Origin of the sequence: Arthrobacter castelli DSM 16402 (assembly GCF_000430705.1) — a bacterium.
In the GTDB taxonomy this organism is placed as follows: Bacteria; Actinomycetota; Actinomycetes; order Actinomycetales; family Micrococcaceae; genus Arthrobacter_C; species Arthrobacter_C castelli.
This window is the reverse complement of the sequence record NZ_AUMN01000004.1, coordinates 180,269-200,821: the sequence shown is the minus strand read 5'-3', so window position 1 is coordinate 200,821 and position 20,553 is coordinate 180,269. Positions and strand designations below refer to the sequence as shown.

Here is a 20,553-nt window from a genome sequence, read left to right as displayed (position 1 = left end):
TCGATTCTCTTCGCATGCAATACGCGCACTAACAAGATATCACACTGCAGAAATCACAGTTTCGGGCTCCCACCGGCTTCAATCGGATGTTCGAGGTCGGCGGTTGTGCACGATGGTGGGGCCAGGATCTGCAATCTCGGCTGCCACGAGGCGGGCGCGGATAGGTTCCGGTACTGGCCTGGCCTTGTGCAGGATGGTGAAGGGCTTGGTTCCAGGAGTGCAGTTTGGAGGTCTTGCCGCGGCCGAAGGTTGTCCGGCTCATCCATCCTTTACCCAACTGGTGCATCGTTGCGGCTGAGCGCGACCGGGACATCGACGATGTCTTTTTCCACGCTGTCGCGGGCGGCCCGCAGCTTCTCGAGGATGGTTTCTTTCAGGGTCTGGTTAGAGACGCGTACTGAGGGCGTGCTGACGCTCATTGCCGCGATCGGCTGCTGGGTCGAGTCTCTGATGGGCACCGCGACCGAGTGCACGCCTGCCTCCAACTCTTCGTCGCCGATCGCCCATCCCTGTGAGCGGGCCCGGTCTATGAGGGCGGTAATTCTATCGGGATCTTGGATCGTGTGCGCTGTGTGCCGCACCAGCGGCACACAGCGCAGTTGAGTTTGCACCTCATCTTTCGGCTGGCCTGCGAGGAGGATGCGGCCCATCGCAGTACAGTACGCAGGTAGTCGGTTTCCAACGGTGAGCTGGATGGAAAATGATCTGTCCGTATTGGCCACAGCGATGTAAACAACGTCGGAGTCATCCTGGACCGTCACGGCACAGGATTCGTTGACGGTGGCGGAGAGTCGATTGAGGTGGGGTTGGACGATCTCCGGCAGCCCCGCGGAAGCCAGGTATCCATAGCCAATTTCAAGAATCCGCGGCCGCAGGCTATACCCCTTGCCGGACGCACCAACGTATCCCAGGTCCTGCAGGGTCATTAGGTAACGACGGACCACTGCGCGGTCCAGCTGTGTTGCTTCGGCGATCTGCGGCAACGTCAGTGTCGGAGTGGTTCGGCTGAATGCCTTGAGGATATGGATACCGCGTGCGAATGCCTGGACATGTGTCCCCCGACCGCGCGCCTCTTGCCCTGCCGTCAATCGCCTCTCCATCTACACTTTCCGCACCAACCGTTGACTTATGATAGCGCATTCGATTTACTGAATGTGCGCAATACCACTTATCCGTGCGCTGAGCGCTCAATTAGGGAGTTACCTCATGGCTACACGACAGTATTTTCGCCATACCGTTCTGACGGCCGGTTTAGCAGCATCACTCCTGCTGACCGGGTGCGGCGGCTCCAACACCGGTTCCACTGATGAGGAGACTGCCGGCGCCGCTCCCCTGGCGGATATGCTTCCGACTGACGTACGCGATGAAGGAACAATCGTCGCCGGTGGTCTCATGGATGTTCCGCCGGTGGGATTCTACGATTCAGCGGGTGAGCCGACCGGCGTCAACCCAGATCTGGCCGAGTTATTCGAAGAGCAGCTCGGTATCGAGATCAAGTTCCGTAAGCTGAGCTTCTCGGGACTGCGGCCCGCGCTGCAGTCCGGCAAGATCGATATCATCTGGGATTCGATGAACGACACAGTGGAACGGCAGAAGGTGCTGGACTTCATTGATTATCTCGGTGCCGGATACACCATGCTGGTTCCAGCAGGTAACCCGAACAACCTGCAGACCCTGGCGGACCTCTGCGGCATGTCGATGGCTACTATTCGCGGGGCCGCACAGATCGACGCCGTGAATGCGCAGTCCGAAAAGTGCACCGAGGCCGGGAAGAAACCCATCAACCTCAAGCTCTACGGGGCAGCCTCAGACGCGAGGCTGCAGGTGAAAACAGGACGTGTGGAGGCCTTCATCGGCAACGCCCCAGCACTGCTCTACTTGGCCTCAAATGAGGGCAGCGGCTCAACGTTCGACGCGGTCACGCTCAAGAACCAGGGCAAGTCCTACTACGGTATTGGCTTCAACAAGTCCGATACACAGCTGCGCAAAGCCTTTACCGCGGCGCTCAGCGCCGTGATCAAGGATGGTTCCTACGACAAGGTCCTTGAGGGGTACGGGCTGAACGAATTAGGCGTCGAGAAGGCGATGACCAATGCCGTTGGCAAATAACACCACTGACGAACGCGGTATCGCTATGACTACCAGCACAGGTACGAAAACCGGCACGGATATTCCGCAGGCTATCGTCAAGCAACGCAACCTCAGTTGGTGGATCTCCGGCCTGATCGTGGCCGCGGTGGCCGCGTTCATCGCACAGTCACTGTATGTCAACCCCAATATTGCGTGGCCGGTGGTTGGCGAGTTCATCCTGAGCCCCCGGATCCTTAACGGGCTCTGGACCACCTTGGAGCTGGCGGTCCTCTCGCAAGCGATTGCGATCGTTTTGGGGCTGGTCATCTCTCTGATGCGGCTCAGCAGCAACCCGGTGGCTGGTGCAGTCAGCCGCGGTTATATCTGGCTCTTCCGTGGCACACCGCTGCTTGTGCAGATCCTGCTTTGGGGCAATTTCGCCCTCTTCTACGACCAGATAACACTAGGCATCCCCTTCACCGGAGTCACCTTCGCCTCCTGGCCGACCAACGAAGTCATTACCACGTTTGTCGCCGCCGTACTTGGACTGGCCCTACACGAGGCTGCCTACATGGCCGAGATCATTCGCTCCGGAATCATGTCCGTTGGCTACGGCCAAACCGAGGCTGCACAGGCGCTGGGCCTCACCCGCGGTCAAATGATGTCCCGGGTAGTCGTGCCACAAGCACTGCGGATCATCGTGCCGCCGACCGGCAACCAGTTCATCCAAATGCTCAAGATGACCTCACTGGTGGCCGTCATCGCTGGCGGTGACCTCCTCACCGTCGCCCAGAACATCTCGGCGGTCAATCTCCAGACGATTGAGTTGCTCATCGTCGCCACGGTCTGGTACTTGCTTGTCACCTCTATTGCCAGCGCCGGCCAGGCCCTGCTGGAGCGCCGCCTGGGACGTAGCATCCGGCGGCAAAAGGACCGTGGGAACAAAACCGCAAGAGGAAGGGCAAGCTGATGGCAGAAATGGTCCGAGCCGAAAATGTCCATAAACAGTTCGGCCACTCACAAGTTCTCAAGGGGATCAACTTAGCTGTCAATACCGGCGAAGTGCAATGCCTCATCGGTGCGTCCGGGTCGGGCAAGAGCACCTTCCTTCGCTGCATTAACCATCTCGAAGAAGTCACGCACGGACACATCTGGGTCGCGGGCCAGCTAATCGGATACCAGGTCAAAGGCAATAAACTGCACCGGCTCCGTAGCCGCGCCGCGGCACACCAGCGCCGGGACATCGGCATGGTGTTTCAGCACTTCAACCTCTTTCCCCACATGACCGCGGCCGAGAACATCACCATGGCTCCCATCGTCACCAAGGGTGTTTCCAAAACCATCGCGGCGGATCAGTCAATGCGGCTGCTCGATAAGGTCGGTTTGCGGCAATTTGCCGACGCGTACCCGGCACAACTCTCCGGAGGCCAGGCCCAACGGGTAGCAATTGCCCGTGCATTGGCCATGGACCCGAAGCTCATGCTCTTCGACGAGCCCACATCAGCCCTCGACCCTGAACTAGTCGGCGAAGTACTCGAAGTCATCAAAGACCTCGCCGCCGGCGGAATGACCATGGTCATTGTCACGCACGAGCTGAGTTTCGCCCGCGACGTCGCCGACTCCATCGCGTTCATGGACAACGGAGTCATCCTCGAGCAGGGAACGCCAAACCAAATCACCAGCAACCCTCAAGAAGAAAGAACCCGGAATTTCCTCCGTCGCGTCCTCACCGAGGAATCACGGGCCGACAGTGAAAAACAGCACGAAAGGGCATCGTGACCACCACTCTGACGTTACTGGGGACCGCAGGTGGCCCCACTCCGAAAATGTCGCGCAGTGCCCCTGCGCAAGCCATCAACATCGACGGACAAGTCTTTGTCATCGACTGCGGCAACGGCGTGGCTAGACAGTACACGCGTGCGGGCCTTGATTTTGACCATCTCGCCGGTGTTTTCATCACCCACCACCATTCCGACCATAACGCCGACTACGGCAACCTCCTGATGCTGGCCTGGGGCGCAAATCTAGACCATGAAGTGTCCACCTACGGCCCACCGCCATTGACATCAATGACCCGCGAATTCCTTTCGATGAATCGCGTCGACATAGAAACACGCATTGCCGACGAAGGCCGACCACCCCTTGAACCACTCATCAGCCCCCGAGAGATCACCGAACCGGGAATAGTCCACCAATCGGATACCGTCACCGTCACCGCCGCACTGGTCAACCACCCGCCCTTTGAGGTGGCCCTCGCCTACCGATTCGACACCGCTGACCGATCCATTGTGATAAGCGGTGACACCGCCGAAAGCAGCGCCCTCATTGAGCTGGCACAAGGCGCGGACATCCTCGTCCACGAAGTCCTCTACGAGCCCGCACTCGACTGGATCCTCCAACGGACCAACGGAACTGCATTGAAAAAACACCTGCTCGACAGCCACACCACAGTCGACCGGGTCGGAAAGATCGCCCACGCCGCCAACATCAAAACCCTCGTCCTGTCCCATTTTGTCCCCACCGACGCCGGCATAACCGACGAGACCTGGAAAAAAGAAGCATCAAAAGGGTTCAATGGCAAAGTAATCGTCGGCAGCGATTTCATGACCCTGTAGATGCGGCCGGACTGTACCGGGTACTCGCACGGCTGACCTTGTCCGTGCAGCGGCTCTCGCCACCATGGAGAACGTCGTCATTGATGGAACGCTTCCCTATATATCAGCACCTTAGCTGTGACACTTCCAGCCAACTGGATGTCACGCGCGTGAGGAAGCTCTACGACCATGGGATATGTTTTGCAGCTTGCGATGGGTCATTCAGCTGACCCTCTTCGCATGCACTGTCAGCACTAAAACTGTATCACACTGCAGAAATCACAGTTCCGCGGGCTATCGGGAGCCGGCCACGTGAACAAAAGCAACGTCGCAGTCAAAGGGTTCGACGGTGCTCGTGACCGCTGAAGCGTGCCGCCGTTCGCAGCGCGTTGCAAAGGAGGCCTGCCTTGACTTACCAATGGACAGGAGTGTACATGTATAGACATGATCAAGCAGGCGACTTACGGTAAGAGGGCGCTGGTCGTTGAGGCCTTGGCCGATCGGATCCGCTGCGGCGAATTCAGTCATGGCCAGCAACTCGACGGCGAGTACCGGCTCGCCGAGGAGTACTCGGTGTCCCGGGGTACGATCCGCCAGGCCTTGGGTGAGCTGCAACGTCGCCGTCTCATATCGACCAGCTCCGGAATAGGGTCATTCGTTACATTCGATGGGCACCAGCTCGATCAGCGCGGCGGCTGGGCCCAGGCTCTCGCCGGGGCAGGTGCGGAGCTTGGAACCCGCCTTCTGGATATCGCCCCGGTCAAGCGGCAAGACGTTCCCCTGCTGCCGGAGGACGTCGATCTCACAGAAGCGATGGCGGTCCGGCGTATCCGCACCGGCACGGGATCCGACGGGCAGGATCGGGTCCTTTCGTTTGAATGCTCCACGATTCCCTCCACCGGCAATCTGGCTGACCTGCCACGGACCGGGCTGATAGACGGTTCTCTTTGGCAAACGCTGAAAGCTGAGGGTCTCATAGCGGCCACCGGCGAACAAAGGGTCGATGTGCGCATGCTCGATGAGCGCGAGGCCGGAATCCTCGGGCGCACTCCGGGCGCCGCTTTCCTGCGCAGCGTGAGGACCTCCTTCAACGAGGAAGGCCGGTTCGTCGAACACGTCGTTTCCCTGCTGGACCCCTCACGTTTCACCCTGCACCTGAAATTCGGAGAAAACGAATGACCGACCAGACTGTCACCGCGGCAAACACCGACCCCACGGTGCCATCCACCCTTGACCGGGCATACGGGGCCTTGGCCGGACTCGCGTTGGGTGACGCGCTTGGTATGCCCACCCAGTCCCTGCCTCGTTCCGATGTGCAGGCCCGGTACGGACGCATCACCGGATTTGTTGACGGGGCGCCTGACCAGCCGATCGCGCCGGAGATGACCGGCGGGTCAGTGACCGACGACACCGAACAGGCCATCCTCGTGGCCAACCTACTGCTCGATGGCGATGGTCACATCGAACCCCGGGGCTTCGCGTCCGCGCTGATCGACTGGGAACAATCAATGATCAGGCGTGGATCCCGCGACCTGCTGGGCCCGTCCACCAAATCGGCCCTCATGGCCCTGCAATCCGGTGCGGACCCGGGCGAAGCTGGCAGGTATGGCACCACCAACGGCGCCGCCATGCGGATCGCCCCGGTCGGAATCGCCACAGCGGTGGGGCCGCTGCTGCTGCAAAGAATCCTCCAGGCAAGCAGTGTCACCCACAATACGGGACTGGGCATCTCGGCTGCCGCGGCCATCGCCGTAGCCGTCAGCGCCGGCATCCAGGGCGCGAGCACCAAGGCGGCGCTCCGAGCCGGCCTATCCGCAGCGGATTCGTGCAGGGACGAAGGCAGTTGGGTTGCCGGGGCCTCCATCCACGACCGCTACCAAGCCATGGTGCCCATCGCACGTCGTCTCGATGAAGTAGAGTTTGCCGACTTCCTCTACAACGTGGTCGGCACTTCAGTCCAGTCGCAGGAATCGGTCGTTAGCGCGCTGCTTCTGGTTGAGCGGTACCATCACGACCCCTTTCAAGGGCTCTGCACGGCGGCTTCCCTTGGGGGAGACACTGACACGATCGCAGCCATCGCCGGTTCCATCCTCGGCGCCTGCCACGGGGCATCTGCCCTGCCGTCGGCCGAACTCCAGATCCTCGAGAAGATCAACAATCTTGGGCTCGAACCTCTCGCGGAAGGCCTGCTTGTCCTCCGGTCACACAGCGGAGTCTGAAGCATCCTGACCAATGAACGCCACAAAAAGACCACAGGCATGTCCCGGACCAGATGGCGAGAAGATGCCGCTGGTCCACACCGAGAACCTCAATGGAGAGAAGACATGAGCATCGAAACTGAACAGCCAGTTGCATCCCCCTTGGGTGCAGTTGAACAACGCGGTATCGAACCGGTTCCCGAAGCCGAACGCAACGGCAACCCCATGGAACTGTTCTGGGTGTGGTTTGCAGCCAACATCTCCGTAGTGGGGCTGCCCTTGGGCGTCTCGCTGGTGGCCGCCGGACTGAACATCTGGCAGGCGATCGTTGTTGCTTTTCTGGGCGCGTTCGGCTCCTTCGCCATCGTGGGCGTCATTTCCATTGCCGGACGCCGGGGAGGGGCACCCAGCCTGACCCTGTCCCGGGCCACCTTTGGTGTCAGGGGCAACATCGGACCGACTGTGGTGGCCCTTCTATCACGGCTTGGGTGGGAAACAGTCAACACTGCAACCGCCGCTCTGGCATTCGTCACCATGTGTTCCATCGCCTTCGGAACCGGGCCCACCGCCAAGTCCGTTCCGGTGTTGACAGTGGTGGGAGTCGTGCTCTTCGTGGGGTGCACCATATCGGTCTCGGGAATGGGCCACGCCTTCATCCTGATCGTGCAGAAGTGGGCCACGTGGATCTTTGGCGCGATCAACCTCTTCGTCATCGCATTCCTGGTCGTCGAAGTTAATTGGTCCGCGGTATTCAGCGCCCCGCCCGGTAGCGTGGCCATCGTACTGACGGGCATTGGGACCATTGCAGCTGGCACCGGCATCGGCTGGGCGAATTCGGGGGCTGACATGGCACGTTACCAGACCCCTGCTGTCAAGGGCTCTTCTTTGATAGCCTCAGCCGCCGCCGGTGCAGGCATCCCACTGATGCTCATGATCTCCATGGGCGCCCTGATCGGCAGCTCTGATGCCGATGTTCTTGCCTCCCCCAACCCCCTCGAAGCCATACGTGAAACCCTCCCGCTTGGTATGGCTGTGGTATACCTCATCGTCTCGTTCGTGGGCCTGCTGCTTTCCAATCACCTCTCCGTGTACTCGGCCGGTCTAGTCACCATCACCTTGGGATTCCGGTTGCGCAGAACGTATGCGGTTCTCGTTGACGTTGTGGTGACCACGGCGGCGTCATTGAGTTTCCTGCTTATCGCCGACAGCTTCTACGGGCCATTCATCACTTTCATTTCACTGCTCGCCGTGCCGATTGTCGCCTGGGTCGGAGTGTTCTGCGTCGACATGATCGGACGGAGCACCTACGACGAGGTGGCGTTGCTCGACCTGAGCCGGCGCTCGGCATACTGGTACCGCGGGGGCATCGCGTGGCCGGCCTTCGGATCCTGGATCGCTGGCATCATCTCCGGCGCCACGTTCATGCAAGTCCAGCCGGGCGAAGCAGCGTGGTTCACCGGCCCGTTCCATGAGACCTGGGCGGGCCAGAACGGCTTGGCCTGGATGGTCAGCCTGCTGGTCGCCGGCCTCGCATATGCAGCTCTTGGTGGGGCACGCCGGCGCGAGGATGCACGATGAGCGCCGGCCGACTCCTGCATACCGGCCAGGCAATCATCGATATGGTGATGCGGATTGAGGCCGTTCCCGAACCGGGATCCGACACCTTCGCCACCAGTCACGAACTGCATACAGGCGGCGGGTTCAACGTCATGGCCGCAGCCGCCAGAGATGGTGCCGATGTGGTGTACGCCGGCGGACACGGAAGCGGACCGTTCGGCGATCAGGTACGAGCGGCCATGCAAGAGGCCGGTGTCCAGATCCTCTCCAACCCGCACATCGACCAGGACACCGGGTTCTCCATCGCACTGGTGGACGATACCGCCGAGCGGACCTTCATATCACGGCTGGGTGCCGAAGGAGACATCACCGCTGACGATTACAAAGCCACACATCCGAAAGCCGGGGACATCGTCTATGTCACCGGGTATTCACTGCTGCATGACTCATCGCGTTCCGCCCTCCTGACGTGGCTGCCGGACCTTCCGGAAGGAACCAGGCTCGTCGTGGACCCCTCGCCGGTCATCGGGCAAGTGCCAACCGACGTCGTGCGGACCATCGCCGGCATGGCAGAGGTATGGAGCACGAACGAGCGCGAAGCCTCCCTCGTGGCAGAGAAGCTCGGCATCAACTTCGAATATGACCTGTCCGAAAAGGCCCATTCGCTTGCTGCCGGGCTGGGCTGCACTGTGGTCCTGCGTGCCGGAGCCGAAGGAGCCATCATCGCGTCCGGGGACCAAGACCACGACAGTCGCGGCCCAGTCGAACACATTGCCGCGCACCCCGTCCAAGCGGTGGACACGAACGGGGCAGGCGACGCGCACTGCGGGGTTCTGTGTGGGCAACTTGCCCAAGGCTACGGCGTGCCCGAAGCGGTCCGTCGGGCCAATATCTCTGCCGCCCTGGCCATAACCAGGCACGGCCCGGCCACCGCACCCACCCGCGAGGAACTCGACTCAGCCACGAGATGATCCAGGCCCGCGACATCTACGCGCTGCCACGGCCCGACCCGTTACCTCGCCCGCTCTCAACCGGTCGTCCCCGCATTCTCCGAACCCACCGGTCCGCGACGCCCACGAAATCGCCGAGCGGGAAATAATACTTAGCATCGGCGGATCGATCCATGACCCGACCCCACAGGGAAACTGCTGTTCAACGCTCTGGCGATGATCGCAGAGTTCGAAGCCGACCTCATCCGAACCCGAACCCGTGAAGGCATGAAAGTTGCGAAGGCTAAGGTCGGCTGCGAGACAAGCAACCGAAGCTGACAGCCAAGCAGGAAGCCTACCTCAATGGCTTGCAAGCGGCGGGTGAGCACTCCATATGCGGCTAGCCAAACTGCTCTCCGTGGGACGCTCCATCGTCTACCGCACCATCAAGCGTGCAGGCGACACCGCTGTTTAGATGCAAACAAATTTCACCGCACACATAGGAGCGATGGAGGAGCGATTCCACTACGGGCTCGTCACGGACCCTGAGGTGATCCAGCGGCGGCAGCCTCAGTGACCTGTGGCGGCGCGGACAGTATCGTTCCACAATGTTGCCAGCTATCTGGAGGCCGACGAGGCACCACTAGAGCAGTCGGCTGATCGACATCCGGAGCTGCTTGCCGCGCGGCGATCGCCAACGTGCTGCCCTGTCGGTCCTGGTGCGGACTCAGCCCCTGACAGCGTGGGACACTGGCACCGTAGGACCGCAGAACTGGAGGAGAAGTTTTCCAGCTCAAGAGGGAGCATGCGAATCTTCTCTTCGCATGCACTACGAGCACTAAAATTCTATCATACTGCAGAAATCACAGTTCCGCGGTTACTGGAGTGACGAGCCATTTGGTGGCGCCAACCAGGTGGCGCAATCATTTCCTCCACAGGCGGCCCAGTCACTGCTGGAGTCGACGAGGCGGCCTTCAATTCGGGAATCACGACGGCGGCGGGTATCGCTATGGTGTTGATGCTCGCCGCAGTGGGAATCGCCCTGGTGACGCTGCGCCGCATCGGTACAGGCGCTGCACCGAACATTGAAAGGACGCCGTGACGGCTGCGGAGGAGGTGTCTTCGCGGTCATCCGGCGAATCCCGCACAGCTGGGCCTCTCAGTGCTGAGGCTTGTCGGCAAGAAAGGTGCGCTGCAAGACGAGCGTGATGTTCTCGGCGTAGCGACTCGTGCTCCATTTCCGTGAGTGCAGCAGCCGGGTCAACATGTCGGAAGACATCAGTGCCCACAGCAGGTCTGCGACAGTGTCGGGTGTCCACGGCGCGGCCAGGCGATCGTCCCCAGCCAGCCACAGCGCAAGACGACGGCAAGCGGCTTGCTGGTCGGCCGCGACCTGTTGGCGATGTGCATGCGCGTCGCTGTCGATGTCGGCGGCCTGGGCTGATGCGAGATCGATAGCACGGATTCGCGGGTGGTAACGGGCAAGATGCTCCGCCCACCGCTCTAACGCCGCGCCCGCTTCGGGGGCGGCCCACACCCGCGCCAACGAGGCAGCCAGATCTTCGACTGCGCTGATGTGGTCGAAGAGGCAGGTAGTTAGTTCGGCGCGGTCGGTGAAGTGCAGGTAAACGGCCCTCCGGGTCACACCCGCGTGATCGGCCACCGCGGCCATGGTCAGTGCAGGGAACCCGCCGGATTCGAGGATTGCCCGAGCCGAGTCGAGAAGTGCGATCCGGGTACGGCGACTGCGTGCGTTCGCCGGTCCGGTAATCGTGTTCGCCACCACCCTTGACATATTACACAGTCTGCGTAGTTTTTAATGTAACAGCACGTGTAATTTTAGGACGTTCGGATTACCACAACAGGTCCTGGGGATCGTCGGCAGACTCCGGGGGTTCAGCTGAATGTTGTTCGAACCAGCTGACGTCGTGCTGCCGGTATTGAGCGAGCTCTGGGAGTGGGACGACCTGCCGTCCGTACCACCGCTCAGCAGATATCGCCATGGATGAATAGTAAGGATAAACCGTAAGGAGAATGCAGGATGTACGCTATAGCCCGCCTGAACTCGTTCGACCCCACCAAGTTGAGCGCTTCCCCGGATAGTTTGGAGGAGTTCAACCGGCTTCACTCAACTCAGCAGGGATTTCTGAGCAGTGTGGTCATCGACCTGCAACAGGGCCGTCAGCTGGTCCTCAACCTGTGGGAAAGTGAGCAGCATGCAGCCTCGGGACTATCCCTCCTTGGCCCCGAAGTCGGCAGGCTTCTTGAACCACTCATGGTCGAGCCCTCCGAATTCCTCGGCGCAGGCACCGTGATCTCTACAGAATTACTTCCCTTCAACGAAGACTGATCGCTGCCACCTAACACGCGAATCCGGGCTTTACAGTGCCCGGCAAACTGGTGGGGGCATGCCTGGCTGATCGAGGCTTTGTTAGGCGCTCATCGCCGGGATCCGGCAGGTCTTGCATATCCCGGTCGTAACGTTCCCGTTTTCGAATATGCGCCTCGTGCCGGCTTACGCCGGAGAGACCGCTGAATGCGTCTGTCACGGGCTGCGCACCGGGTTCGAGCATATCGGGGTGGTGCCGCGGCAACTCGTCTTCGACAATGCCACCAGCATCGGCCGACGCACCGGGGACCAGTGTCCGATTCGTCAATCGTATCCCGGGGTCGGGTAACAATTGTGTCTACGCTACGCTCTGTAGCGGGACCCGGCAAGAGAGGTATCTGCCGCTCGATCCAAGCGATCTCCTTGCGGGCGGCACTTGGCCTGTAGGCAGGCTACTGACCACACTCGGATCTGGTCTTGCTAGCTGCCACTCCTACGCAACGACGAAGTAGAATGCGAGGTGCAGCGCCAGGATCAGGTGCAGTGTCTTGAGCCAGATGCGGAGCGTGGCCAGCGCGAACCCGAGCGCGAGGATCGCAAGGCTCGGCAGAATGTGGATCGGCGCGAACTTATCGGGCAGCAGCAAGGCGTGCCCGGCCCAGAAGATCACCGCGCTCCCAACCAATACAGCCCACCTTGGGAGCCTCTCGGTCAAGTAACTCTGCAGCAGGCCGAACGTGAGGTAGTCCTGCCAGAACACCGAGACAGTCATCCAGAACATGTAAAGCGCGACGGGAAACGCCATGGCGTAGTGGAACGGCAGCGCGATCGCGGCCACGAGCGGTAGTGCATAGACCCAGCTCGTCCGCGAGCGCGAGAACAGTTCGCGGTTGTACTGGTGATGAACGCGTACCAGGACTACCGCGATCACGAGGGCGATGATCGTCTCTATGAGCACCAAGACGGCTGGGGCGTCGGTGAAGAGGCTGCCCACGCCGTTGCTGAGCAGACCGGGGGTGAGACACCAGAGGCCGAACCACACGATCACCGCGGCGATGACGACTCCCCAAGGAGATTTTCGGGAGGTTTCATCGGCGCGTGTTGGTTCGGTGTTCACCCGCCCATTGTCTCAGCAGCGGTATTGAATAATAGGCTTCCATTCAGAACTCGGGGGATGGGTTCTACCCCTGCCGTACCTTTAGCATGGGCGGGTTGTTAGGCATCATCATCAAACAATGCGACACCTAACACCTCGACTGAACAACAGTATCGTTTAGACAATATGAGGGTGGGGCCGGAAAGGTTACCGGCCCGTCCGGTAGTAGTCATTATCGCCGGGGCTTCCCGGCGGCGCCGGCATGGTCGCACCTGGTGCAGTGGCGCTGTAAGTGGCGCCGCGGGTCCCCTGCCCCGGCCGGTACTGTCCTGTATCGGCACGGGCCGGTAGTGGGGCCGGGACCTTCTGTTCAAAAGATCGTGGGTTACCGGTACCAAATATCCTCTGGGCTGCTGGCCCGGTCGGGTATTGACTGGTAGTGCCACATTTGAATCTTGGGAGGTCCCGACATGTTTGAGCATACCTATATTGGCCTCGATGTCCATGCCCAGAGCATTGTTGGCTGCGCCATGAACACCCAAACCGGGGAAGTTTTCCGGGAGAAGATGGCCTCGGACCCGGTCGCGGTACGGTCGTGGGTCCAACGCTTCGACGCACCGGTGCGAGTCGCCTACGAGGCCGGGCCCACCGGCTTCGGCTTGGCCAGGTATCTGATCGAGGCCGGCATCGACTGCGTCGTCGCCGCTGGCTCGAAGCTTCTGCGGGCACCTGGAGACCGGGTCAAAACGGATCGTCGCGATGCGATGGCGTTGGCCCATATGCTCAGCCTGGGTGAAATCGTGCCGGTACGGGTGCCTTCGCCGGATCAGGAAGCACTCCGCGACCTCTCCCGTGCCCGGGCAACGGCGGCTAAGGAACTGGCTCACAGCCGCCAACGCATCAACGCGCTGCTACTGCGCAAAGGACTGCACTACCCGGAAAAGACCCACTGGACCCAAACACATATCGCCTGGCTGAACCACCAGCATTTCGATCAGCGCCCCGCGCAGCTGACCCTCGAAGCCGATGTTGAACTTCAAATCCTGCAGCTGCAGCACCTGAAATCTCTGGAACAGCACATCACGAATCTGGCCCCGGACTGAGAGTACTTCCCGGTGATCAACGCGCTGATGTGTTTCCGCGGCATCCAACTCACCACCGGCTTCGGGCTGGCAGTCGAGGTCGGAGACTGGACCCGTTTCACCGGCGCCTCCATCGGCGCCTATCTCGGACTCACCCCCCAGCGAGCACTCCTCCGGCCAGACCCGCAGCCAGGGACCGATCACCAAGGCCGGCAACACCTACGCACGCCGGCTGCTCATCGAAGCGGCATGGCTTCACCAACGCCCCTACACGCGTCCAGGCGTGCGCCTATTGCGTCAGTTCGACCTCGTCGACCCCGCCACCCGGACCCGCGCCATGGAAGGCAATCATCGACTACACCACCAATGGGAACGCTTCGATGCCCACGGTAAACGCCGGACCAAGGCCAATACCGCGATCGCCAGGGAACTGGCCGGATGGTGCTGGTCCGCGGCCGCACCCCTGCAGAACGGGGCCGCCATGAGCACGGCCTAACCACACACGTACCCTGCACGGATACTGGCAGTGCTGAGGCAGCACGCGGAGCTAACACCGATCAGTGGCCAGCAGCCGAGGATCTCCTCCGGCCACGTTGACTGCGGCAACGGCGGCTGTGATGAATATGGCTTGTGCCTGCAGCCACACGTTCATATGGCCGCTGGTGTCTGTTCGAAAGCCGGCCGATTTCAGGACCTGCACGACGGCTTGCTCGACCCCAGCCGCGTCACCGACCATTGTCGGCAACGGCTCCACATAGCGGATGCGCCCGTCGTGCATCCGGTAACCGCCGATGCCGGGGAATGCGGAGAGCACGTTGACGTTCTTCCGCCGCCCTAACTCTTGGGCGACCTCCATTGGCGCGTTGCCCAGCACCAGGAACCGACCGGAGTAGATCTTCTCCAGCGATGGAAGTGCCGTCTTGAGTTGATCGCGCCGAACAGCCACTATGACCAGATCGAACCCGGTCAGCGGCTCCGCCGGACCAAGTATCGGCGGTGAGCCGTGCCGTATAAACCTGGCCGATGATTCCGGCGCCGAAAATCAGGATCTTCATCGCATGCTCATTCCTGGTTCGTTTCATCGATTGTTCTCCGGCACGGCTCGGTTCGTTGGCCGAGTCGTACGTGTCAATGTAGTAAGTCTGGCAACACGGGGGTATAACGAGTAATAACGAACGCTGGACATTCCGGTCGTAGTTGGAGCAAAGACCCCCACGCCCGCTTCGACAACACAAGAAGCAGCAGTACGCCCGTGGCACTGCCAAGCCTCCCTGAAGACCAAGCTTCCACCGGTCATGTCTTGCCTGATGTGTCGTCCGTGAGCAGCTTTCGCGCCTCCGTCTCCTGTATGGCGGCGGCACGTCGCTGGTACTGGGCGATGAGCCGTAGTTCATCCACCGTGTAGTCGGTATTGAGCTCGGAGACCCGCGTCATTAACCCCATCAAGTACCCGCCGATTCTGGCCGCCCCTTCCTCTGTCACACGCACTCTCACTATCCGCCCGTCGCCGGCGTCCCGGCTGCGGGCGATAAACCCGCGCCGGGAGAGCCTGTCGAGGACATCGGTGATCGAGTTCCGCGCCAGACCGGTGTACTCGGCCAGATCCCGAGGTGATGGACTGCCGTCGCGGCGGACCAGCTCAAGCACTTTCTCGTCGGTCGGCCCTAGACCGACCTTCGAGGACAAGTTCGTATGAAACAGGACCATGGCCGTGCTCAGCAGCCGGCTGGAATCAGAGACATCTTCCAAGACCCGCTCCCGTTGGGCCCCGCCGTCCAGCGTTGAATCATGCATATACCCATGGTAGCTTGATTTTGTTCGCTCGCACGAACGAACGACATTTCGACCCGGGTTAGGGGTTTGATATGAAGGTGCTCATCGTTGGTGCTGGAATTGCGGGGTGCACTTTAGCGCTGGCGCTCGACAAGGCCGGGCTTGAAAGCCACATCGTTGAAGCCCGGCCGGGGGTGGACACCGGCGGCGCGTTTTTGGCTCTGGCCCCGAACGGCGTTAATGCCCTGCGCACTCTTGACCTGGGCGGCATACCCGAGACCGCTGGCGGTTTTGTCCTTTCGGGCTTGGATTTCCGGAATGCGAAGGGCCGGCGGATTGCCCAACTCGACGGCGAACAGGATGAAGCCCGTTATGGGGCGCCGAGCATACTGCTGCAGCGGGCACGGCTGCAGCGCGAACTCGCGTCCCGGGTCAGCGCCGCAGGGATCAGGACCGACTTCGACACCAGGGTTCTCGATGTGGTTCAAGATGCTGCCGGTGTCACCGCCACCCTCGATGCCGGTGACACTGTTCGGGCCGATGCGCTGGTTGGTGCCGACGGCATCTTCTCAACCATCCGCCAACTCGCCTGGCCGGAAGCACAACCGCCGCGGTATACGGGAATCATCGACTGCGGTGGGTGGACGGACGTCGACCTGCCGGAGACCGCACGACAGCAGATGCACTTCGGCCGGGAGGCGTTCTTTGGCCATGCCATACGCAACGGCACGGCGTACTGGTTCAGCAACTTTCCCCGCAGCCAGGAACCGGAGCGGGCAGAACTGGACCGCATAGAGGGCCCCGCGTGGATGTCACAGCTACGGGCGCTGCATGCCGCGGATCCAGCACCGATCCCGGGCATTCTCGCTGCTGCAACTGATTCGGCAGGTGCCTGGCCCATCTATGACCTGCCCGATCCGGACGAATGGAGCACGTCCAGGATCTGCCTGATCGGAGATGCCGCCCATGCGATGAGCCCATCGGCAGGCCAGGGTGCCTCGCTGGCGATCGAGGACGGAGTCGTGCTCGCCCAAAGCCTGCGCGACCATAACGATCCCTCCCCGGCGCTGGAGCGCTTCGTGCAGGCACGCAAGCCGCGTGCCGAAAAGATTGTAAAGTTCGGCCGCCAAATCGGCGAGCGGAAAATCTCATCCGCCGCTTCCAACGTGGTTCGCGATCTTGGACTGCCGCTGTTTTTGCGGATGGGGGCGCGGGCCACCGCGGATCAGTACGGCTACAGCGTGGAATGGGACGCCGATGCCCACACGTCGCTTTGAGCGGGCGCAGCCGGTATTCCGGTGGATACTCGTCGCCATACTCGGCCTGCACGCCGCGGCCGCGTTCACGCAGGCGATCCTGGCAGGCGCCTACCTGTCCGGCAGCCTCGACGCCATGACAATGCACCGGCTGCTCGGCGGAATGCTGACCCTGATCACCATGGCCCAGGCCGTGCCCGCGCTACTGTTCTGGTATCCCGGTCGCGGACCATGGTGGCCGCTGGCCGTCACCGTCGTGCTGTTCCCCGTGGAAGGGATGCAGGTTGGATTCGGGTACGCCCGCGACCTCGGCCTGCACATTCCACTGGGCGTGGCGATCATCGTCACCGTGACCACAATGTTCATCTGGTCGCTGCGCTACCAGCCCGAACCCAGGACGCGGCCATGACGCTATCCCGCCGACACTTCCTTGGCCTGTCAGGCGGTGCCGCGATCGGTGCAACCCTTGGGGGCTGTGCGCTGGCCTCAGGCAGTGCGACGGGCAACCTGCTGCGCAGTTCGCTCCGGCTGCCCGGCCCATTCACCGTCCCGCTGCCAGTGCCAGCGGTCGCGGTGCCCACGGACACCACCGGCGGCACCGACCATTTCGCCATCACCCAGCGTCATGCCGAAGTCGAGATCCTGCCCGGCACCAAGACCCCCATCCTCGGCTATGACGGGCAGTTCCCGGGACCAACGGTGCCTTCCCGGACGGGACGGCCGGTGATCGTCGAGCACATCAACGAACTCGACATCCCATCGGTGGTGCATCTGCACGGCGGGCACACACCGGCCGCATCCGACGGGTTCCCGACTGATTATGTGCTTCCGCGCGGCATGGATACCGTGCCGGGGCACCACCAGGGCGGCACCATCAGCCGCGGCTCCTTCGCCTACGAGTATCCGATGACGCAGCGTGCCGCAACACTGTGGTACCACGACCACCGGATGGACTTCACCGGCCCGGCCGTCTACCACGGCCTGGCCGGATTCCACCTGATCCACGACGACGAAGAAGAAGCGCTGCCACTGCCCGGAGGTGACCGCGACATCCCGCTGATGATCACCGACCGCGCGTTCGAAGCAGACGGCGCATTCCGCTACCCCGCCCTGGACCCGACCATGCTGGAACAACCCGGCGTCACGGAACAATACATGGCCGGCGTCCTCGGCGACGTGGTGCTCGTCAACGGCGCCCCCTGGCCGGAACTCGACGTCGACGCCGTCCGTTACCGATTCCGGATCCTCAACGCTTCCAACGCCCGCCGCTACGACCTGCGGCTGGACCCCCGCCCTCCACAGGGCGCCTCGTTCACCCAAATCGGATCCGACGGCGGACTCCTGGCCGCACCTCTGGAGCATCCGAACCTGAGGATAGCGCCAGCCGAGCGTTTCGACGTCGTCATCGACTTCTCCGCCTACCCGGTCGGCAGCCTCGTCACGCTGACCAACGCCTTCGGAACCGGATCGACGAAAAACGTGATGCGCTTCCGGATCGCACGCAAGGCCCGCGACGACAGCAACGTACCCCCGAGGCTCAGCCGCGTCGAGGGAATCAGCTCCACGGCCGGGACACTCACCCGCGAATTCACCTTCACCCAAGGCCCGCTCCCTTCCGGCGAGACTGGATGGCTGATCAACGGCCGGGCCTATGACCCCGCCCGCATCGACTCCAAGGTTCCACTCGGCGACATCGAATTGTGGCGGTTCATCACCGACGTCCATCACCCCATCCACGTCCACCTTGAACAATTCCAAGTCACCCGCCGCGGCGGAGGCGGGCCCGGACCATTCGACACCGGGTGGAAGGACACAATCGATCTGCGGCCCGGCGAAGTAGTCGAGGTCGCCATCCGAATGACTGACTACGCCGGCACCTACGTCATGCACTGCCACAATCTTGAACACGAGGACATGATGATGATGTCGAACTTCCAAACTCTCCGATAGGGCCAAAGTTTGATTGACCGGTGGCGGCAACAAATCGAACGGCGGTGCCGGCACCTGCACAGAGGCAGTCTCGAATCGCGAAGCGGGACGCTTCCTCTCTACTGGGCTCAAGCCACCATTTTTTGCCCGGGACGTAGGCCGTATCTCGGGCCGTGTCCCAAACACTAAATCCGTCCAGCTGATGAAGCTGCGAGATTCTAGTGGCTGAGCACTTTGAAGCGGGCAGGACTTTGCACGAGACGATTCCCTCGGCCGGGACGCCGCCTGCGCATCAGGAGGACGCGCTGTACTGTGGTGGTCTCGAGGCCGGTGTTCAGTGAGTCTCGGCGAACACCTCGACGTAGGAGGCGAACTCGCATGCTCGCCGCATACTTCCGGGGAGTGGCGGGTCCACTGGCTTCCAGGGAGTTGCGCGGTCCTCTGCGACTTGCGCCAGGAGCGGTGACCAGACGGGATCGAGCCTATTGCACACCCACTCGAGCGCGGTGGATTTGGAGGCCACTTTGCCGGTCGTCGCGGTGTAGAGCACACGGCTGTAGGTCTGCACGATGTATCGCTGCGTCCAGGCATGCTCCATGTCGGCCCACTCGCGTATTCCTGCCAGGGTGCCCGGCAGCGCCTCGCGCGCCGCCTCCCGCATAGCCTGTTCCGGGACATGATCGACGAGTTCTGCGGGCGGAGGACCGCCGAGCACGATGCCGTGATTGCGCAGGATCCACCGTGTGTGGAGGTTGTTGCAGTGATCGTCCCAGGTCATCTCCCGGCGTCCGCGGTCCACGAACAACCACGGCACACCGAGCCCCTCCGCCGAACGTAGCGAATCTGCGTGCGCGTAAGAGCCTTCGATGTTGTCTGGCCAGAGGCCGGGACGTGTTGGTATATCGGCGTGCAGGCGTCGGAGGTCGGCCTCTACCTCACCGCTTGGTGGAACGGTTGTGACGATGATGAAGTCAGCGTCGCTATACGCGTCGCCACCGCCGAGAGCGAAGGAGCCTTGCAGGTAGCCACCGACGTACGTGCCTTGCAGGATGGTACGCGCTGCCTCGTTCAGCTCCTGCAGGACAGCATTCAGCTCAGGGAAAGACGTAATCAAGAGTAGTTGGTTCCAATACTCGTGAAATGAAAAGGCAGATCCAGCGAGTACGGCGAGCGTGCACGTGTCGCCGTCCTTCGTGACGAGCAGCGAAGGCGCACAGCAAAGAAACAGCACCTGATCATGAAGTGATACTAGCGCGCGCCACCAAGTCGGGGAAGGCAATGAGCTCGTCGCTTGCGTCAATGAGGGCTCTATGCCTATGCCAAAGCTGAGCCTCCCGTAAGAGGATCGACGACCGTTGACTCTGGCGGCAGGTGGTTGGACCGTAAGCGACGTCGCGTAGGGCAAGGACGGTCTTGCGGGATGCATCCATTGGCCCAATATACGCATGGTTGGTGATGGTACTCTGCGGAGTCACCCCGGTTAGCTGGCGGTTAGCTGCCCTCAAAGCAAACTTTCTTTGTTGCTTGAGTGGGATTGTGCGTGCCGCACGACGGTAATCTGGACCAGACATTTTAAAGCGTTCCATGACTTCGGCGAAATATTCAGCTCGGCGTCGGTTATTCGCTTTGCCGTGGCAGGGCCTTGGCTGCCCATGGCGATAATGACGTCGGGTTTTCCACGATCTTCTCGGGCCCATCGTCGCCCTCGAACAGATTCGTCCAAGGCGTGCGGGGATGGTT

General features: G+C 61.5%; 21 protein-coding genes and 3 pseudogenes. 17 read left to right on the top strand and 7 right to left on the bottom strand.

Features of this window, described 5'->3' with window-relative positions; all coding sequences use genetic code 11:
* Window positions 1-269 precede the first annotated feature (269 nt).
* Window positions 270-1,100 carry an IclR family transcriptional regulator domain-containing protein gene (locus H535_RS23965; protein WP_051298683.1) on the bottom strand — a complete coding sequence of 277 codons (831 nt, stop codon included), beginning with the start codon at window positions 1,098-1,100 and terminating at the stop codon, window positions 270-272.
* 106 nt (window positions 1,101-1,206) lie between these two features.
* Between H535_RS23965 and H535_RS0106930 the strand changes: the two genes are divergently transcribed.
* The 9 genes and pseudogenes from H535_RS0106930 to H535_RS28310 form a co-directional block, all read left to right on the top strand.
* Window positions 1,207-2,109 carry an ABC transporter substrate-binding protein gene (locus H535_RS0106930; RefSeq protein WP_026818978.1) on the top strand — a complete coding sequence of 301 codons (903 nt, stop codon included), beginning with the start codon at window positions 1,207-1,209 and terminating at the stop codon, window positions 2,107-2,109.
* Window positions 2,110-2,134: 25 nt separating this feature from the next.
* Window positions 2,135-3,040: an amino acid ABC transporter permease gene (locus H535_RS23960; protein ID WP_081416511.1), complete on the top strand. Its 906-nt coding sequence runs from the start codon at window positions 2,135-2,137 to the stop codon at window positions 3,038-3,040.
* 8 nt (window positions 3,041-3,048) lie between these two features.
* Window positions 3,049-3,849, top strand: a complete 801-nt coding sequence (locus H535_RS23955; protein WP_051298726.1) for an amino acid ABC transporter ATP-binding protein — start codon at window positions 3,049-3,051, stop codon at window positions 3,847-3,849.
* Window positions 3,846-4,685: an MBL fold metallo-hydrolase gene (locus H535_RS23950; RefSeq protein ID WP_035768565.1), complete on the top strand. Its 840-nt coding sequence runs from the start codon at window positions 3,846-3,848 to the stop codon at window positions 4,683-4,685. The genes H535_RS23955 and H535_RS23950 overlap by 4 nt, the downstream gene beginning before the upstream one ends.
* A gap of 423 nt (window positions 4,686-5,108) precedes the next feature.
* The gene (locus H535_RS0106910) at window positions 5,109-5,843 is read left to right on the top strand and encodes a GntR family transcriptional regulator (protein ID WP_026818977.1); all 735 of its coding nucleotides are present in this window, start codon (window positions 5,109-5,111) and stop codon (window positions 5,841-5,843) included.
* Window positions 5,840-6,883, top strand: coding sequence for an ADP-ribosylglycohydrolase family protein (locus H535_RS0106905; RefSeq protein ID WP_051298681.1), 1,044 nt, complete (start codon window positions 5,840-5,842; stop codon window positions 6,881-6,883). Before H535_RS0106910 ends, H535_RS0106905 begins: the two co-directional genes overlap by 4 nt.
* A gap of 105 nt (window positions 6,884-6,988) precedes the next feature.
* Window positions 6,989-8,440 carry a purine-cytosine permease family protein gene (locus tag H535_RS0106900; RefSeq protein WP_051298679.1) on the top strand — a complete coding sequence of 484 codons (1,452 nt, stop codon included), beginning with the start codon at window positions 6,989-6,991 and terminating at the stop codon, window positions 8,438-8,440.
* Window positions 8,437-9,390, top strand: a complete 954-nt coding sequence (locus H535_RS0106895; protein ID WP_026818974.1) for a PfkB family carbohydrate kinase — start codon at window positions 8,437-8,439, stop codon at window positions 9,388-9,390. Before H535_RS0106900 ends, H535_RS0106895 begins: the two co-directional genes overlap by 4 nt.
* A 91-nt stretch (window positions 9,391-9,481) precedes the next feature.
* Window positions 9,482-9,823, top strand: a pseudogene (locus H535_RS28310) (recombinase family protein); the annotation flags it as partial.
* A gap of 684 nt (window positions 9,824-10,507) precedes the next feature.
* Here H535_RS28310 and H535_RS27665 read toward each other — a convergent pair.
* On the bottom strand, window positions 10,508-11,143 hold the full coding sequence (locus H535_RS27665; protein ID WP_026818973.1) for a TetR/AcrR family transcriptional regulator: 636 nt from the start codon (window positions 11,141-11,143) through the stop codon (window positions 10,508-10,510).
* Window positions 11,144-11,201: 58 nt separating this feature from the next.
* Window positions 11,202-11,351: a hypothetical protein gene (locus tag H535_RS28925; protein ID WP_155838592.1), complete on the bottom strand. Its 150-nt coding sequence runs from the start codon at window positions 11,349-11,351 to the stop codon at window positions 11,202-11,204.
* A 38-nt stretch (window positions 11,352-11,389) separates the two neighbouring features.
* Between H535_RS28925 and H535_RS0106885 the strand changes: the two genes are divergently transcribed.
* Window positions 11,390-11,698: a hypothetical protein gene (locus H535_RS0106885; RefSeq protein WP_026818972.1), complete on the top strand. Its 309-nt coding sequence runs from the start codon at window positions 11,390-11,392 to the stop codon at window positions 11,696-11,698.
* 115 nt (window positions 11,699-11,813) lie between these two features.
* Window positions 11,814-11,978: pseudogene (locus H535_RS29860) on the top strand (IS21 family transposase); the annotation flags it as partial.
* 192 nt (window positions 11,979-12,170) lie between these two features.
* On the opposite strand, the gene H535_RS27660 reads toward H535_RS29860, so the two are convergent.
* A complete protein-coding gene (locus tag H535_RS27660) occupies window positions 12,171-12,794 on the bottom strand; it encodes a hypothetical protein (RefSeq protein ID WP_155838591.1) in 624 nt (207 codons plus the stop codon).
* Window positions 12,795-13,243: 449 nt separating this feature from the next.
* Between H535_RS27660 and H535_RS29855 the strand changes: the two genes are divergently transcribed.
* The 3 genes and pseudogenes from H535_RS29855 (at window position 13,244) to H535_RS29850 (ending at window position 14,351) form a co-directional block, all read left to right on the top strand.
* Entirely contained in the window at window positions 13,244-13,876 is a 633-nt protein-coding gene (locus H535_RS29855; RefSeq protein WP_245580203.1) for an IS110 family transposase, read from the top strand.
* A gap of 121 nt (window positions 13,877-13,997) precedes the next feature.
* Window positions 13,998-14,066 (top strand): annotated as a pseudogene (locus H535_RS30270) (hypothetical protein); the annotation flags it as partial.
* Between the two features lie 81 nt (window positions 14,067-14,147).
* Window positions 14,148-14,351, top strand: coding sequence for a hypothetical protein (locus H535_RS29850; protein WP_245580201.1), 204 nt, complete (start codon window positions 14,148-14,150; stop codon window positions 14,349-14,351).
* Between the two features lie 51 nt (window positions 14,352-14,402).
* Here H535_RS29850 and H535_RS0106865 read toward each other — a convergent pair whose 3' ends face one another.
* A complete protein-coding gene (locus H535_RS0106865) occupies window positions 14,403-14,801 on the bottom strand; it encodes a hypothetical protein (protein ID WP_026818970.1) in 399 nt (132 codons plus the stop codon).
* Between the two features lie 347 nt (window positions 14,802-15,148).
* Entirely contained in the window at window positions 15,149-15,649 is a 501-nt protein-coding gene (locus H535_RS27655) for a MarR family winged helix-turn-helix transcriptional regulator (RefSeq protein WP_051298675.1), read from the bottom strand.
* 71 nt (window positions 15,650-15,720) lie between these two features.
* Between H535_RS27655 and H535_RS27650 the strand changes: the two genes are divergently transcribed.
* From H535_RS27650 to H535_RS0106845, 3 genes are read left to right on the top strand one after another with little or no spacing between them, the layout of a single operon-like run.
* The gene (locus tag H535_RS27650; protein ID WP_051298674.1) at window positions 15,721-16,905 is read left to right on the top strand and encodes an FAD-dependent oxidoreductase; all 1,185 of its coding nucleotides are present in this window, start codon (window positions 15,721-15,723) and stop codon (window positions 16,903-16,905) included.
* On the top strand, window positions 16,886-17,293 hold the full coding sequence (locus H535_RS23920; RefSeq protein ID WP_051298672.1) for a hypothetical protein: 408 nt from the start codon (window positions 16,886-16,888) through the stop codon (window positions 17,291-17,293). Before H535_RS27650 ends, H535_RS23920 begins: the two co-directional genes overlap by 20 nt.
* A complete protein-coding gene (locus H535_RS0106845) occupies window positions 17,290-18,834 on the top strand; it encodes a multicopper oxidase domain-containing protein (RefSeq protein ID WP_026818969.1) in 1,545 nt (514 codons plus the stop codon). The genes H535_RS23920 and H535_RS0106845 overlap by 4 nt, the downstream gene beginning before the upstream one ends.
* A gap of 313 nt (window positions 18,835-19,147) precedes the next feature.
* On the opposite strand, the gene H535_RS0106840 is transcribed toward H535_RS0106845, so the two are convergent.
* Window positions 19,148-19,927, bottom strand: a complete 780-nt coding sequence (locus H535_RS0106840) for an aminoglycoside adenylyltransferase domain-containing protein (RefSeq protein WP_026818968.1) — start codon at window positions 19,925-19,927, stop codon at window positions 19,148-19,150.
* Window positions 19,928-20,553: the final 626 nt, after the last annotated feature.

Excerpts from the sequence above, each read along its gene's own strand:
- H535_RS27665 (WP_026818973.1), bottom strand. The coding sequence starts at position 11,143 with ATGTCAAGGGTGGTGGCGAACACGATTACCGGACCGGCGAACGCACGC.
- H535_RS0106910 (WP_026818977.1), top strand. The coding sequence starts at position 5,109 with ATGATCAAGCAGGCGACTTACGGTAAGAGGGCGCTGGTCGTTGAGGCC.
- H535_RS0106885 (WP_026818972.1), top strand. The coding sequence starts at position 11,390 with ATGTACGCTATAGCCCGCCTGAACTCGTTCGACCCCACCAAGTTGAGC.
- H535_RS27650 (WP_051298674.1), top strand. The coding sequence starts at position 15,721 with ATGAAGGTGCTCATCGTTGGTGCTGGAATTGCGGGGTGCACTTTAGCG.
- H535_RS0106905 (WP_051298681.1), top strand. The coding sequence starts at position 5,840 with ATGACCGACCAGACTGTCACCGCGGCAAACACCGACCCCACGGTGCCA.
- H535_RS27655 (WP_051298675.1), bottom strand. The coding sequence starts at position 15,649 with ATGCATGATTCAACGCTGGACGGCGGGGCCCAACGGGAGCGGGTCTTG.
- H535_RS23955 (WP_051298726.1), top strand. The coding sequence starts at position 3,049 with ATGGTCCGAGCCGAAAATGTCCATAAACAGTTCGGCCACTCACAAGTT.
- H535_RS28925 (WP_155838592.1), bottom strand. The coding sequence starts at position 11,351 with ATGGCGATATCTGCTGAGCGGTGGTACGGACGGCAGGTCGTCCCACTC.
- H535_RS0106895 (WP_026818974.1), top strand. The coding sequence starts at position 8,437 with ATGAGCGCCGGCCGACTCCTGCATACCGGCCAGGCAATCATCGATATG.
- H535_RS29855 (WP_245580203.1), top strand. The coding sequence starts at position 13,244 with ATGTTTGAGCATACCTATATTGGCCTCGATGTCCATGCCCAGAGCATT.
- H535_RS23965 (WP_051298683.1), bottom strand. The coding sequence starts at position 1,100 with ATGGAGAGGCGATTGACGGCAGGGCAAGAGGCGCGCGGTCGGGGGACA.
- H535_RS0106930 (WP_026818978.1), top strand. The coding sequence starts at position 1,207 with ATGGCTACACGACAGTATTTTCGCCATACCGTTCTGACGGCCGGTTTA.
- H535_RS23920 (WP_051298672.1), top strand. The coding sequence starts at position 16,886 with ATGCCCACACGTCGCTTTGAGCGGGCGCAGCCGGTATTCCGGTGGATA.
- H535_RS0106845 (WP_026818969.1), top strand. The coding sequence starts at position 17,290 with ATGACGCTATCCCGCCGACACTTCCTTGGCCTGTCAGGCGGTGCCGCG.
- H535_RS0106900 (WP_051298679.1), top strand. The coding sequence starts at position 6,989 with ATGAGCATCGAAACTGAACAGCCAGTTGCATCCCCCTTGGGTGCAGTT.
- H535_RS23960 (WP_081416511.1), top strand. The coding sequence starts at position 2,135 with ATGACTACCAGCACAGGTACGAAAACCGGCACGGATATTCCGCAGGCT.